Raw genomic sequence first — 12,985 nt, 5'->3', positions numbered from 1 at the left:
CAACCGCATCTCAACATTTGCACCTTTGCAATCTGACCGACCAAGGAGAAACCATGGCGAATCCGCTGTCATCGCAATCATCGCTGTCGCTGCCGCAGGGCATGGAAATCACGGCTGAGATCAAGCCGGGCTATGAAGCGATCCTCACCCGCGAAGCGCTCGAACTCGTCGCCGCGCTGCATCGCACGTTTGAACCGCGCCGCCAGCAACTGCTGCAGGCGCGTGTGGAACGCACCAAACGTCTCGATGCCGGCGAGCGCCCCGACTTCCTCGCCGAAACGAAAAGCGTGCGCGAAGGCGACTGGAAGATCGCGCCGCTGCCGCAAGATCTGCAATGCCGCCGCGTGGAAATCACCGGACCGGTCGAGCGCAAGATGATCATCAACGCGCTGAATTCGGGCGCGGATTCGTACATGACCGACTTCGAAGATTCGAATGCGCCGAGCTGGGATAACCAGATTACCGGCCACATCAATCTGAAGGACGCAGTGCGCCGCACGATTTCGCTCGAACAGAACGGCAAGTCGTACACGCTGAACGACAAGATCGCCACGCTGATCGTGCGTCCGCGCGGCTGGCATCTGGACGAAAAGCACGTGACGGTGGACGGCAAGCGCGTCTGTGGCGGCATCTTCGATTTCGCGCTCTTCATGGTTCACAACGCGAAGGAACAGGTTGCGCGCGGCACGGCGCCCTACTTCTATCTGCCGAAGATGGAGAGCCATCTGGAAGCGCGCCTGTGGAACGACATCTTCCTCGCCGCACAGGAAGCCGTCGGCGTGCCGCGCGGCACGATTCGCGCGACTGTGCTGATCGAGACGATCGTCGCCGCGTTCGAAATGGACGAGATCCTGTACGAGTTGCGCGAACACAGCTCGGGTCTGAACGCCGGCCGCTGGGACTACATCTTCTCGGCGATCAAGAAGTTCAAGAACGACCGCGATTTCTGTCTCGCCGACCGTTCGCAGATTACGATGACCTCGCCGTTCATGCGTGCGTACGCGCTGCTGTTGCTGAAGACCTGCCATCGCCGCAACGCGCCGGCAATCGGCGGCATGAGCGCGCTGATCCCGATCAAGAACGATCCGGCCGCGAACGACAAGGCAATGGGTGGTGTGCGCTCGGACAAGGCGCGCGATGCCGGCGACGGTTACGACGGTGGCTGGGTCGCGCATCCGGGCCTCGTGCCGATCGCGATGGAAGAATTCGTCAAGGTGCTCGGCGACAAGCCGAATCAGATCGGCAAGCAACGCGACGACGTGCTCGTCACGGCGGCCGACCTGACGGACTTCCGCCCGGAAGCGCCGATCACCGAAGGCGGTTTGCGCAACAACATTAACGTCGGCATTCACTACCTGGGTTCGTGGCTCGCGGGCAATGGCTGCGTGCCGATTCACAACCTGATGGAAGACGCCGCCACCGCGGAGATTTCGCGCTCGCAAGTGTGGCAATGGATTCGCTCGCCGAAGGGCAAGCTCGAAGATGGCCGCAAGGTCACGGCCGAGTTGGTGCGCGAGTTGTCGGCAGAAGAACTCGACAAGGTGAAGCAGGCAGTCGGCGGGGATACGAAGCCGTACGATCGCGCTGCACAAATCTTCGAAGAGATGTCGACGTCGGAGCAGTTCACCGACTTCCTGACGCTGCCGCTGTACGAGGAAATCTGAGTTATCTGAACGGCCTCAGGCACGAGCCTCATTTACGAGCAATAACGACGTCGTACCAGGCCCGCTTTCACCAGCCACGCAAGATGAAAGAGCGGCTTGGGTCGCAAGGCTGACCGACCGCGCGGCCCGACAGGCGTATGCCTGCCGGGCCGTTTTTTTATGTGCTCGCGAGGTGCTCGTTATGCGGTCGTTATGCTTGCGCCGTGTACTCGTGGTGCGCTCGCCGTGGGCTACCTATGCCGCGCCTCAGCGCGTGCTGCGATACTCGACCCAATCGCCTGACCTGATTTCCGGGTGCCCCTTCACCACATTGGGCGCGACCGGATAGAAGCGGCAGTTCACGACGTTACCGTCTACTTTCACTATCACTTCTCGCGCGAGGAAGCGATCTTCGACGCCGGGATACACCGCTTCGATCTCGTCGAGCACCGCCACCAGTTCATCGTCGATTTCGTAGACGTCGCCCGTGACGTCCACACCCGCTTCGTCGACCACCAGGCCCGGATACAAGCCGAAGTCGAATAGATGGCCGCGCACCGTGGCCGTGCCGAGAAAATTCGGCGCGGCGATTTCGTTGCGCGCCGCAGCATCTCTGAGGTCGTTCACTTCACCGGCACGCAATGTGCCGTATACAAAAACGGTCTGCATCGTCGTTTGCTCTCCTTGATGATGGGTTCGGCTTGCCTCGGCTGTTGCCGGGGTTCAGTTCAACGACGTGCTCGCCACCAGCACGCCGTCGATATCCGCATAGATCCACTCGCCAGGACGTACCAGTGCGCCCGGCAATTGCACCGGCACGTCGCGCTCGCCGGTGCCGAGCTTCTTGCCGCGCCGTGGGCAGGTCGTCAGCGCCGCCACGCCGACATTGACTTCATTGAGCTCCAGCGCGTCGCGCACGCAGCCGTTCAACACGATGCCCGCCCAGCCATTCTGCTCGGCGATTTGCGCGAGGTTGCCGCCCACCAGTGCGCAACGAAGACTGCCACCGCCGTCGACGACCAGCACCCGGCCGGCGCCCTTCTCCTCGAGCGTGGCGCGGACGAGCGCGTTGTCTTCGAACACCTTTAGCGTTACCGCCTCGCCGCTGAAACACTCGGCACGGCTGAAGAGATGAAAGACCGGTTCGAGCACACGCAGTGTGCCTAGGGCCAGTTGGTCCTCGTGTGCGTCGCACAAGTCAGCGGTTGCAAAACTCATGACCTTCTCCTCGGGATCCGTGTACTCGGGACATTATGCAACGTTGACTCCGACGTAACACCTACAATGAGAGGCCCCCGGTGGTTTTGGGTCTGTGCCTTCGGGTCTGTGCCTTCGGGTCTGTGCCTTCGGGTCTGTGCCTTCNGGGTCTGTGCCTTCGGGTCTGTGCCTTCGGGTCTGTGCCTTCGGGTCTGTGCCTTCGGGTCTGTGCCTTCGGGTCTGTGCCTTCGGGTCTGTGCCTTCGGGTCTGTGCCTTCGGGTCTGTGCCTTCGGGTCTGTGCCTTCGGGTCTGTGCCTTTGGGTCTGTGCTCTCGGGGTCCGCGCTTGATGGCTCTGTGCGTGAGCGCTCCCTGCTTGCGCGTTGTGCGTTTACACCCACTGCAGTTTTTGCGTTCCATCCATTGGATCGATCTTCAAGATGAATTCGTCCACTGACTCAGCCCTGTCGAGCCAGGTCCACTTCGCCGACATCCCACCCGAATTCCAGCCCACGCAAACGCACCCGATCCGCGTGCGCTCGCGGCTGATGCCGTCGGGCTGGCGCATTGCGCGACACACGCATGCATGGGCGCAGGTGGCCTACGCATCACGCGGCGTGCTGCGGGTCGCGACGACCGGCACGACGTGGATGGTGCCGCCATCCCGGGCGATCTGGGTGCCGCCGCACGTGACGCACGAAGTGGTCGCAGTCGAAGAAGCCTTTCTGCGCACGCTCTACATCACCGAAAGCACCGTCCCGGCCGGACTGGATACGCCGCGCGTGGTCGAAGTATCGGATCTGCTGCGCGAAGTCATCGCAGCGCTCGATACGCCAGGCATTTCGGCGACGCGCGAACAGTTGCTAGGCGCGCTCGCGTTAGACGAACTGACGCGTTCGGAGCCACTGCCGCTGTCCGTGCCGATGCCCAACGAGAAGCGTTTGCGCGCGTTGTGCGAGGCTGTGATCGCGGACCCGACGCACGGCGAGTCGCTCGAACAATGGGCGTTAAGCGTGGGGGCGAGTACGCGCACGATTGCGCGGCTGTTTCGTCAGGAGTTGGGCGTGAGCTTTTCGCAATGGCGTCAGCAGGCCATTCTCGCGCGCGCGATTCCGCTGTTAAGCCAGGGACGGCCGCTTTCACATGTCGCGCAAGAGCTGGGCTATCAGAGTCAGAGTGCGTTCTCGGCGATGTTCCGGCGAGCCTTCGGCGAAAGTCCGCGGGCGTTCATCGAGCGTGGCGCTGAACATCGTGTAGAGAGCGGGGATCGGGGCGGCAATGAGGCGGACGAAGAGACCGCGCAAAAGTGACGGCGTAAAGCGTAACCAGCAGCCACTCGCCGCAGTGCGTCAAACGCGCCGCGCCAGATGACGGATCGCCCCGAGTTGCGCCAGACGCGGCCCGGCCAGCTTGTACCCCTTGCGTTGGTACAGCCGCGCGGCAGGATTGTCGACAAACACGCGCAACTGCAACTCGCGCAGCCCGCGCTCGCGCGCCCATTGATGCGACATATCGAGCAGATACGTGCCGGCGCCGAGACGCCGATGCCCTTCGGCAATCTGCACGTCGCGGATATGCAGCGAATCGCCTTCCTGGGTGATGCGCAGCACACCGATCGGCGTGCCGTCCACTTCGAGAATGAAATTCTCCGACTCGCGCCAACTGCCGAGAAACAGATCGCCACGCCAGACCAGATGGTGCCGGCGATAGTAGCCACCCATGTTATTGCGAGTCAGCGCCTCGGCGAACTCGAAATCGTCCATGCTGGCCGGGCGCAGATGAAACGGTGACGGAGCTTCGGTTGGATCGAACATGGTGGAACGACGAAGATGAGTCGGGTCAACGGTAAAACAGGCCGCGCGCGCTGGCAATGGCTGTTTGTCCCGAGCATACCCGGACGATACCCAGGCGGACCGGCTGCGGAAATAAAAAAAGCCCACTTCTTTCGAAGTGGGCTTCTTAAAATCTGGCGGAGCGGACGGGACTCGAACCCGCGACCCCCGGCGTGACAGGCCGGTATTCTAACCAACTGAACTACCACTCCAGTTTGCCTATCATGACTTGCGAGCGTTGGTTTTTTCTCTGCAAGCTGCGCTGCTTTACTACTACCAAGCGACGCTGATGTTTGGCGTCCCCTAGGGGATTCGAACCCCTGTACTCACCGTGAAAGGGTGATGTCCTAGGCCTCTAGACGAAGGGGACATAATCTTTTCAGATCTGTCTTTATCTTGCTGCTAATTGACGTTAATTTCGTTTCGTCAGCAGCAAAGACCGATATTCTAACTACGTTACACCGGTTTGTGAAGTCTTTTTTGCTACAAGCTCCAGACTTCGGAACGACTTCACTCTGCTCTGATGGTGGAGGTAAGCGGGATCGAACCGCTGACCTCTTGCATGCCATGCAAGCGCTCTCCCAGCTGAGCTATACCCCCCTTGCAGAACAGAAACGAGATTTTAGAGGCCAATTTGCGCTTTGTAAATACCCTTTGCGCAATTGCATGCGACTTTTTTCGCAAGTCGCATGCAAACCCTCTCAATGCAAATGCGAACGCGCTTAAGCCAACGCTTTTTCGATACGGCTCACGACAACGTCGCGGCCAAACAGCATCAGCACGCTGTCGATCGACGGCGTATGCGTGGTACCTGCCACCAGCAGACGAACCGGCATGGCCAGTTGCGGCATCTTCAGCTTGTGTGTGCCAAGCGTTGCCTTCAACGCCGCAGCGATCGCTTCCTTGGTCCACTCCACCGTTTTGAGCGAAGCGGCCAGATCGGCAAGCGCCGGACGCACGACATCCGTGACGTGCTGCGCGAGCGCCTCGGCTTCAGGCGCCGGCGTGCGATAGAACATCGCCGCGTTCTCGGCGATTTCCTTCACCGTCGACGCACGGTCCTTCAGCAAGCCCACCACCGACGTCAGATCGGCGCCCTGCGCAATGGCGGCTTCGTCGATATCCAACCCGGCGAAGAAAGGCTTTGCGAGCTCTGCAAGGCGCGCGTTGTCCGCTTCCTTGATGTAGTGCGCGTTGAGCCAGTTCAGCTTGTCGTGGTCGTACTGAGCCGGCGACTTGCCCAGATGCTCCAGATCGAACCATTCGACGAACTGCTCACGCGTAAAGATCTCCGCGTCGCCATGCGACCAGCCCAGACGCGCCAGATAGTTGACCACCGCTTCCGGCAGAAAGCCCGCGTCGCGATAACCCATCACGCTCATTGCGCCGTGACGCTTGCTCATCTTCTCGCCCTGCTCGTTCAGCACGGTCGGCAAGTGCGCGTAAACCGGCGGCTCGGCGCCGAGCGCACGCAGAATGTTGATCTGACGCGGCGTGTTGTTCACGTGATCGTCGCCGCGAATCACGTGCGTGATGCGCATGTCCAGATCGTCCACCACCACACAGAAGTTGTAAGTCGGCGTGCCGTCCGGGCGCGCGATCACGAGGTCGTCGAGTTCTTCATTCGAGATCTCGATGCGGCCTTTCACTGCGTCGTCCCATGCGACTACACCAGAGAGCGGATTGCGGAAGCGCAGCACGGGCTGCACGCCGGCCGGCGGCTCCGGCAAGACCTTGCCGGGTTCCGGGCGCCACGTGCCGTCATAGCGCGGCTTTTCGCCGGCCTCGCGTTGGCGTTCGCGCAGTGCGTCCAGCTCTTCCGTCGACATGTAGCACGGGTACACGAGCCCCTCGCCTTGCATCTGCTTGAGCACTTCGCGATAACGGTCCATGCGCTGCATCTGGTAGAACGGGCCTTCGTCGATATCGAGGCCGAGCCATTCCATACCTTCGAGAATGGCGTCGACCGCTTCGGTACTGGAACGCTCCACGTCGGTGTCCTCGATCCGCAGCACGAAGGTCCCTTTCATCTTGCGCGCGAACGCCCACGGATAAAGCGCGGAGCGAATGTTGCCGAGGTGGATGAAGCCGGTGGGACTCGGTGCGAAACGGGTACGGACGGAGGTGGTCATTAGCGGTTACTCGGAAGACAGGCGCCGGCGCCGTGGCGAACATTGCCAGTGAAGCGCGGCAGCGGACCGCGTCCATGCAGCAGAAAGCTGCCTTGCACAGACACGAAGGAAATAAATGCGAGAGCCGAATTATACCTTCCGAACACGCGATGCCTGCCCTCGTCCGAATGGCCATTGGCAGCGCACAAGACGCGCGGGAAGCGCGCCTCGGCAGGCCTGAGCGTTTCCTCTGCAACGTTTCATTACCGGACCGACGCGTGCCCGGAGCTTTGATTTATGATGTGCGCGCGCTGCGGGTGGGGATAGAACCACAGCGCATGGAATCGCCAGCGGCAATTCCGTCCGTTTGACTATCCGCCTGATCGCGGCACCGGTTGCGCCGATCGCGCCGACTCTGCCGTTGCTGGAGAACCCGTTGAAACCGTCATCCCCTCGCCTCGCCCGTCGCAACTTCTCGTTGGCATGCGCCTCCGCGGTGCTCGCTGCGTGCACTACGACTGGCGGCAGCAAGACCGATAGCACGCCGGTCGCCACCACGCCCACCGCCAACCCGCCACCGCTCGACAAACCGCAGCGACCGATCCGCGTCGGCCTTGCACTAGGCGGCGGTGCCGCGCGCGGCTTCGCGCACATCGGCGTGATCAAGGCACTCGAGGCGCGCAATATCCAGGTCGATCTCGTGGCCGGCACCAGCGCGGGCTCGGTGGTGGGTGCGCTATACGCCTCGGGGATGAACGGCTTTGCACTGAACAAGCTCGCGCTGACCATGGACGAAGCGTCGATCAGCGACTGGGCGATGCCGTTTCGCACGCGCGGCTTCCTGCAAGGCGTCGCGCTGCAGAACTACCTGAATACGACGCTCAACAACCGTCCGATCGAGAAGATGGTCAAGCCGCTCGGCGTGGTCGCCACCGATCTGAAGACCGGCCAGCCGATCCTGTTCCAGCGCGGCAACACCGGCATTGCGGTGCGCGCGTCATGCAGCGTGCCGTCGATTTTCGAGCCGGTGAAGATCGGTGGGCACGAGTATGTGGACGGCGGCCTGGTGAGTCCGGTGCCCGCCTCATTCGCGCGCAAGATGGGCGCGGATTTTGTGATCGCCGTGGACATCTCGCAGCGCCCGGAAAGCGGCCTCACAGCCAGCTCGTTCGACGTGCTGATGCAGACTTTCACGATCATGGGCCAGACGATCAAGGCTTATGAGCTCGACAAGTACGCCGACGTCGTGATCCGGCCGAATCTGGCCGCGATGAGCGGCAGCGATTTCTCGCAGCGCAACGCAGCGATCCTGGCCGGCGAGGAAGCCGTGGCGAAGATGATGCCCGAGTTGCAACGCAAGATGGCCGCGAGCCGCGCCGCGGTGTAACCCGGCAGGATCGAGCCAGTTATACCGGCCGGGGCGCGGGGGCTGCAGTTGTCGTCACGCACGCAGCGCCTACCCAACCCGGCGTACCGCGCGGAAGATTCCGTGCCATATCGGTCAGCGCCCAAACGCAAAAAGCCTGCTTCGAACGAAGCAGGCTTTTTTGTCGCACCAAAACCGCCGGTGCGGGCTGAATCAGTTACTGATTGCCGCCAATCGACGCATTCACGCGCTTGCGCAGATCTTCGCCTTCCTGATAGGACGTCTCGATCCGGCGTGCACCAGTAAAGCGCTTTTCCCAATACCCGCTATCCATATCGTCGACGCGGATCGTGCTGCCCGTGGAAGGCGAATGCACAAACTTGTTGTCACCGATGTAGATGCCGACGTGCGAGAACGTGCGGCGCATCGTATTGAAGAACACCAGATCGCCCGGCTTCAGGTCGCTGACGCGAATCTTTTCGCCGACGCGGCTCATTTCCTCGGCGCGGCGCGGCAGCGCCATACCGAGCGTGTCCTGGAACACGTAGCGAACGAAACCGCTGCAATCGAGCCCCGAATCGGGCGTATTACCACCCCAACGGTAGCGAACGCCGATCATGTTCAGCGCGCCGACCACCACGTCGCCCGCTTTGCCGGCCATGCCGGACAGGAACGATTTGGCGCTGCCGTCGCTGTCAGGAGCGGCCGATTGCGAATTGAGGGGGGACAAAGAATTCGACCCGCTGGGGGTCGAATATGAGGCATTCTGATTAAAACTGCTTACTTCGTCGGCGAACGCGCCGGGAGCTGCTGCCATCAAGACGCCAATGAACATCCCGGCGACGACGCGCGTGCAAGCCTGGGTTAGGTTTCTGTGCTGCATTGGTCGGTATTTTTTGCCTAAAAATCAGTGGGCTACGGAAAAAAGTTTGGTCGATACTAGCCAGTAAGTATTCACGTGTCAAAACAAATAGAAAAATACAATCGAGACACGCACCCAATTGGTGAAAGAGTGCAAAATCAGTGGTCAAGCGCCGCTTTCAGCAGCTTTCGGGTGTAAGGGTGCGCCGGTGTCGCAAAAATCTGCTCAACGTCCCCGCTTTCGACGATCGATCCGTTTTGCATGACTGCGACACGATGCGCCATCGCCCCGATTACGGCCAGATCATGACTGATGAAAACGAAGCCGAGGTTGTACTTCTGTTGCAACCCGGCGAGCAGTTTCAGCACCTGCTGCTGGATCGACACGTCGAGCGCGCTGGTCGGTTCGTCGAGTATCAGGATGCGTGGTTCCAGCACCAGAGCGCGCGCGATCGCAATCCGCTGACGCTGGCCGCCGGAAAACTCATGGGGATAGCGGTACAGCACCGTGCGGTCCAAACCGACTTCGCGCAGGACCGACACCACCTTGTCGCGCCGCGCCTCCTGGCTCATTTGCGGCCGGTGCAGCGCAAGCCCTTCGCCGACGATCCGCTCGATGGTTTGCCGCGGCGAAAGCGAGCTGAACGGGTCCTGAAAGACAACTTGCATATTCGAGCGTAAGGCGGTTTGTTCGGCGCCGCGATAGCTGCCGAGCGCCCTGCCCTGAAACTCGATCTCGCCGTGCACCGTGCGTTGCAGACCGAGCAGGGCCATTGCCAACGTCGATTTACCCGAACCCGATTCGCCGACGATCCCCAGTGTCTCGCCCTGGCGCACCGACACGTTCGCATCGGCAACCGCGCGGAAGTGTCCCGAGCGAAACCAGCCGCTCACGCCCGGAAGTTTCGTTTTGAAATCGACCGAGACATCCCGCGCTTCGAGCAGGACGGGCGAGATCGGCAGCACGGGGACCACCGTGCGTTGCGGGCGGCTCGCCAACAGACGCTGCGTGTACGGATGCTGCGGCGACTCGAACACCTGCTCGACCGACCCGCTTTCCACGAGTACGCCCTGCTCCATCACCGCGATGCGTTGCGCGAAATGGCGCACCAGATTCAGGTCGTGCGTGATCAGCAGCACGGCCATACCGCGCTTCTCGGCTTCGTCGCGTTGCAGCTCCAACAGCAGCTCGACGATCTGCGCGCGGATCGTGACGTCGAGCGCCGTCGTCGGCTCATCAGCCAGCAACAGGCGTGGACGGCACGCGAGCGCCATCGCGATCATCGCGCGCTGCCGCTGACCGCCCGAGAGCTGATGCGGATAGCTGTTCACACGCTTGCCGGGCTCGGCAATGCCCGTGCGCCCCAGCAACGCCACTGCGCGCTTACGCGCCTCGTTCGCCGTGACGCCGTCGTGTACAACGATCGTCTCCGCAATCTGGTCACCGACCGTATAGAGCGGATTAAGGGCCGTCATCGGCTCCTGGAAGATCATCGCGATGTCCGAGCCGCGCATGCCGCGCATCTCACGCTCGCTTTTCGCAAGCAGATCCTGCCCATCGAAACGAATCGACCCGCTCACCTGCGCGTCGCTCAACAGACGCAGGATCGAGAGCGCAGTCACGCTCTTGCCCGAGCCCGATTCGCCGACCAGCGCGACCCGCTCGCCGCGTTGAATCGCGAGCGTCACGTCGTTCACCGCGACCGTGTCACCGAAGGTCACATGCAGATGATCGAGTTCCAGCAGCGGCGGTGTTATAGCCTGTTTTGCCTCGTTCTCCACCATGGCGCTCACTGGTTGCCTCCTGCGCGCATGGCATCGGAGATGCGGGTGTCCAGCGCGTTGCGCAGCGCATCGCCCATGAACGTCAGCAGCAACAGCATCGCAACCAGCACGCCGAACGTGGACAACGAGATCCACCACGCGTCGAGATTTGCTTTGCCTTGCGCGAGCAGTTCGCCGAGACTCGGGGTCGGCGACGGCACGCCGAGGCCGAGAAAGTCGAGGCTCGTGAGCGCGAGAATCGCGCCGCTCATGCGGAACGGCAGAAACGTGATCACCGGCGTCAGACTGTTGGGCAAGACGTGCCGCCACATGATCTGCCAGTTCGAGAGCCCCATCGCTCGAGCCGCACGCACATAGTCCTGATGACGGTTGCGCAGAAACTCCGCTCGTACGTAATCCGATAAACCGATCCAGCCGAACAAGGACAGCAGCACGATCAGCAGAATGAACCCCGGCTCGAAGATCGACGAGAAAATGATCAACAGGTAAAGCTCCGGCATGGCACTCCAGATTTCGATCAGGCGCTGCCCGATGATATCGATACGTCCTCCGAAGTAACCCTGCACGGCGCCTGCTGCAATCCCGAGCACGGTGCCGATCAAGGTGAGCACCAGCGCGAATTCCACCGACACGCGAAAACCGTACAGAAGACGCGCGAAGAGATCGCGACCACGGTCGTCGGTGCCGAACCAGTTATCGCGCGACGGCGGCGCCGGGTTCGGTGCCTTCGAGAAGTAATTCAGCGTGTCGTAGTAGTACCGGTTCGGCGGATACACGGCGAAGTTACCCGGCGTGTCGAAACGATGTTTGATATACGGATCGAGATAATCGGCGGGCGTCGGGAAGTCGCCGCCGAAGGTGGTCTCCGCGTAGGTCTTGAACATCGGAAAATACAACTGCCCTTCGTAACGCACCACGAGCGGCTTGTCGTTCGACCACAACGGCCCGGCGAGGCTCGCTGCAAACGCCACGACAAAGATGATCAGACTCCAGTAGCCAAGACGCTGCTGGCGAAAACGCTGCCAGACGCGACGCGCGGGCGTGGGTGACACGAACGCGCGAGCCGGTTCGGTGCGCGCCGCCGCATCGGCTGAACGACGGGCTCGATTCATCAGCGCTCCAGTTGTTCGAATTGGATGCGGGGATCGACCCACACATAGCAGAGATCGGAAATCAGCTTGGTCGCAAGACCGATCAGCGTGAACAGATAAAGCGTGCCGAGCACGACCGGATAGTCCCGCCGCACCACCGATTCGTACGACAGCAGGCCGAGTCCGTCGAGCGAAAACAGTGTCTCGATCAGCAGACTGCCGGTGAAAAACGCACCGATGAATGCCGCAGGGAAACCGACGATCAACGGCAGCAACGCGTTACGAAACACGTGCTTCCACAGCACGCGCTTTTCCGACAAACCTTTGGCGCGCGCGGTCAGCACGTATTGCTTGCGGATCTCGTCGAGGAAGGCGTTTTTCGTCAGCATCGTGACGACCGCGAAACTGCCCACCACCGAGGCCGTGATCGGCAACGTGATATGCCACAGATAGTCGACGATCTTGCCGCCAAAACTCAATTGCGCCCAGTTGTCTGAGGTGAGATTGCGCAGCGGGAACAACTGCAGGAAACTGCCGCCGCCGAACAGCACCAGCAACAGCACGCCCAATACAAAGCCCGGAATCGCATAGCCGACCAGCACGACGAGGCTCGTCGCGATATCGAAGCGCGAACCGTTGCGCACCGCTTTGGCGATGCCCAAGGGCACCGATATCAGATACGTCAGAAAGAACGTCCATAAGCCGATGCTGATCGACACCGGCAACTTCGAAACGATCAGCGACCACACGCTCTGGTGGCGGAAATAGCTCTGGCCAAGGTCGAACGTCGAGAAGCGTTTGAGCATCAGGACGTAGCGTTCGAGCGGCGGTTTGTCGAAGCCATACAGCACTTTCAGTTGCGCGATCTGCTGCGCGTCGACACCGGTATGCGCGCGCAGACCGAACGGCGCGCCATTCTCAGCGCCTTTGCGCAGCTCGTGCTGCATCTGCTCGACCGGGCCGCCCGGGACAAACTGGATCACGACGAAGGTCAGCGTCAGCACGCCGAGCAAGGTCGGGATCATCAACAGCAGGCGTTTGAGGATGTAGCTCCACATGGCGTCGTTTCCGGTGCGAAGGCGGTGAATGAATGGACGCGT

At 61.3% G+C, this 12,985-nt stretch carries 11 protein-coding genes and 3 tRNA genes; 3 read left to right on the top strand and 11 right to left on the bottom strand.

The features are described from left to right. The first annotated feature begins 53 nt into the window (after window positions 1-53). Window positions 54-1,664 carry a malate synthase A gene (gene aceB / locus M0D64_RS08860; RefSeq protein ID WP_266257348.1) on the top strand — a complete coding sequence of 537 codons (1,611 nt, stop codon included), beginning with the start codon at window positions 54-56 and terminating at the stop codon, window positions 1,662-1,664. A 246-nt stretch (window positions 1,665-1,910) separates the two neighbouring features. Here aceB and M0D64_RS08855 read toward each other — a convergent pair whose 3' ends face one another. Together M0D64_RS08855 and rraA are read right to left on the bottom strand one after the other, a co-directional pair. After that, a complete protein-coding gene (locus M0D64_RS08855; RefSeq protein ID WP_154565825.1) occupies window positions 1,911-2,312 on the bottom strand; it encodes a gamma-glutamylcyclotransferase in 402 nt (133 codons plus the stop codon). A 54-nt stretch (window positions 2,313-2,366) separates the two neighbouring features. Further along, window positions 2,367-2,861, bottom strand: coding sequence for a ribonuclease E activity regulator RraA (gene rraA / locus M0D64_RS08850; RefSeq protein ID WP_154565824.1), 495 nt, complete (start codon window positions 2,859-2,861; stop codon window positions 2,367-2,369). A gap of 418 nt (window positions 2,862-3,279) precedes the next feature. Here rraA and M0D64_RS08845 point away from each other — a divergent pair, with 418 nt between their 5' ends. Next, window positions 3,280-4,149 carry a helix-turn-helix domain-containing protein gene (locus M0D64_RS08845; protein WP_171925502.1) on the top strand — a complete coding sequence of 290 codons (870 nt, stop codon included), beginning with the start codon at window positions 3,280-3,282 and terminating at the stop codon, window positions 4,147-4,149. Between the two features lie 39 nt (window positions 4,150-4,188). On the opposite strand, the gene M0D64_RS08840 is transcribed toward M0D64_RS08845, so the two are convergent. The 5 genes from M0D64_RS08840 to gltX form a co-directional block, all read right to left on the bottom strand. Further along, entirely contained in the window at window positions 4,189-4,653 is a 465-nt protein-coding gene (locus tag M0D64_RS08840; protein WP_054041032.1) for a GNAT family N-acetyltransferase, read from the bottom strand. A gap of 153 nt (window positions 4,654-4,806) precedes the next feature. Further along, a tRNA-Asp gene (locus tag M0D64_RS08835) sits at window positions 4,807-4,883 on the bottom strand. 82 nt (window positions 4,884-4,965) lie between these two features. Further along, window positions 4,966-5,041, bottom strand: a tRNA-Glu gene (locus tag M0D64_RS08830). Window positions 5,042-5,195: 154 nt separating this feature from the next. After that, window positions 5,196-5,271 (bottom strand) — tRNA-Ala (locus M0D64_RS08825). A 122-nt stretch (window positions 5,272-5,393) separates the two neighbouring features. Continuing rightward, a complete protein-coding gene (gltX, locus tag M0D64_RS08820; RefSeq protein WP_266257347.1) occupies window positions 5,394-6,803 on the bottom strand; it encodes a glutamate--tRNA ligase in 1,410 nt (469 codons plus the stop codon). Window positions 6,804-7,218: 415 nt separating this feature from the next. Between gltX and M0D64_RS08815 the strand changes: the two genes are divergently transcribed. Then, window positions 7,219-8,169 carry a patatin-like phospholipase family protein gene (locus tag M0D64_RS08815; RefSeq protein WP_171925500.1) on the top strand — a complete coding sequence of 317 codons (951 nt, stop codon included), beginning with the start codon at window positions 7,219-7,221 and terminating at the stop codon, window positions 8,167-8,169. A gap of 196 nt (window positions 8,170-8,365) precedes the next feature. Here the strand turns inward: M0D64_RS08815 and M0D64_RS08810 are convergent, their stop codons facing one another. From M0D64_RS08810 to M0D64_RS08795, 4 genes are all read right to left on the bottom strand, one after another. Then, window positions 8,366-9,031, bottom strand: a complete 666-nt coding sequence (locus M0D64_RS08810; RefSeq protein WP_266257346.1) for a C40 family peptidase — start codon at window positions 9,029-9,031, stop codon at window positions 8,366-8,368. A 137-nt stretch (window positions 9,032-9,168) separates the two neighbouring features. After that, entirely contained in the window at window positions 9,169-10,794 is a 1,626-nt protein-coding gene (locus M0D64_RS08805) for an ABC transporter ATP-binding protein (RefSeq protein ID WP_266257380.1), read from the bottom strand. Window positions 10,795-10,799: 5 nt separating this feature from the next. Further along, the gene (locus tag M0D64_RS08800) at window positions 10,800-11,906 is read right to left on the bottom strand and encodes an ABC transporter permease (RefSeq protein ID WP_266257345.1); all 1,107 of its coding nucleotides are present in this window, start codon (window positions 11,904-11,906) and stop codon (window positions 10,800-10,802) included. After that, complete coding sequence (locus M0D64_RS08795; protein ID WP_266257344.1) at window positions 11,906-12,943, bottom strand: microcin C ABC transporter permease YejB; 1,038 nt, start codon at window positions 12,941-12,943, stop codon at window positions 11,906-11,908. Before M0D64_RS08795 ends, M0D64_RS08800 begins: the two co-directional genes overlap by 1 nt. Window positions 12,944-12,985 lie beyond the last annotated feature (42 nt).

The organism is Paraburkholderia sp. WS6 (genome assembly GCF_030464835.1).
GTDB lineage: Bacteria > Pseudomonadota > Gammaproteobacteria > Burkholderiales > Burkholderiaceae > Paraburkholderia > Paraburkholderia madseniana.
This window is presented reverse-complemented; position numbering and strand designations above follow the sequence as displayed.

Coding starts and splice junctions, on each gene's coding strand:
- M0D64_RS08795 (WP_266257344.1), bottom strand. CDS start 12,943: ATGTGGAGCTACATCCTCAAACGCCTGCTGTTGATGATCCCGACCTTG.
- M0D64_RS08845 (WP_171925502.1), top strand. CDS start 3,280: ATGAATTCGTCCACTGACTCAGCCCTGTCGAGCCAGGTCCACTTCGCC.
- M0D64_RS08800 (WP_266257345.1), bottom strand. CDS start 11,906: ATGAATCGAGCCCGTCGTTCAGCCGATGCGGCGGCGCGCACCGAACCG.
- M0D64_RS08840 (WP_054041032.1), bottom strand. CDS start 4,653: ATGTTCGATCCAACCGAAGCTCCGTCACCGTTTCATCTGCGCCCGGCC.
- aceB (WP_266257348.1), top strand. CDS start 54: ATGGCGAATCCGCTGTCATCGCAATCATCGCTGTCGCTGCCGCAGGGC.
- gltX (WP_266257347.1), bottom strand. CDS start 6,803: ATGACCACCTCCGTCCGTACCCGTTTCGCACCGAGTCCCACCGGCTTC.
- M0D64_RS08810 (WP_266257346.1), bottom strand. CDS start 9,031: ATGCAGCACAGAAACCTAACCCAGGCTTGCACGCGCGTCGTCGCCGGG.
- rraA (WP_154565824.1), bottom strand. CDS start 2,861: ATGAGTTTTGCAACCGCTGACTTGTGCGACGCACACGAGGACCAACTG.
- M0D64_RS08805 (WP_266257380.1), bottom strand. CDS start 10,794: ATGGTGGAGAACGAGGCAAAACAGGCTATAACACCGCCGCTGCTGGAA.
- M0D64_RS08855 (WP_154565825.1), bottom strand. CDS start 2,312: ATGCAGACCGTTTTTGTATACGGCACATTGCGTGCCGGTGAAGTGAAC.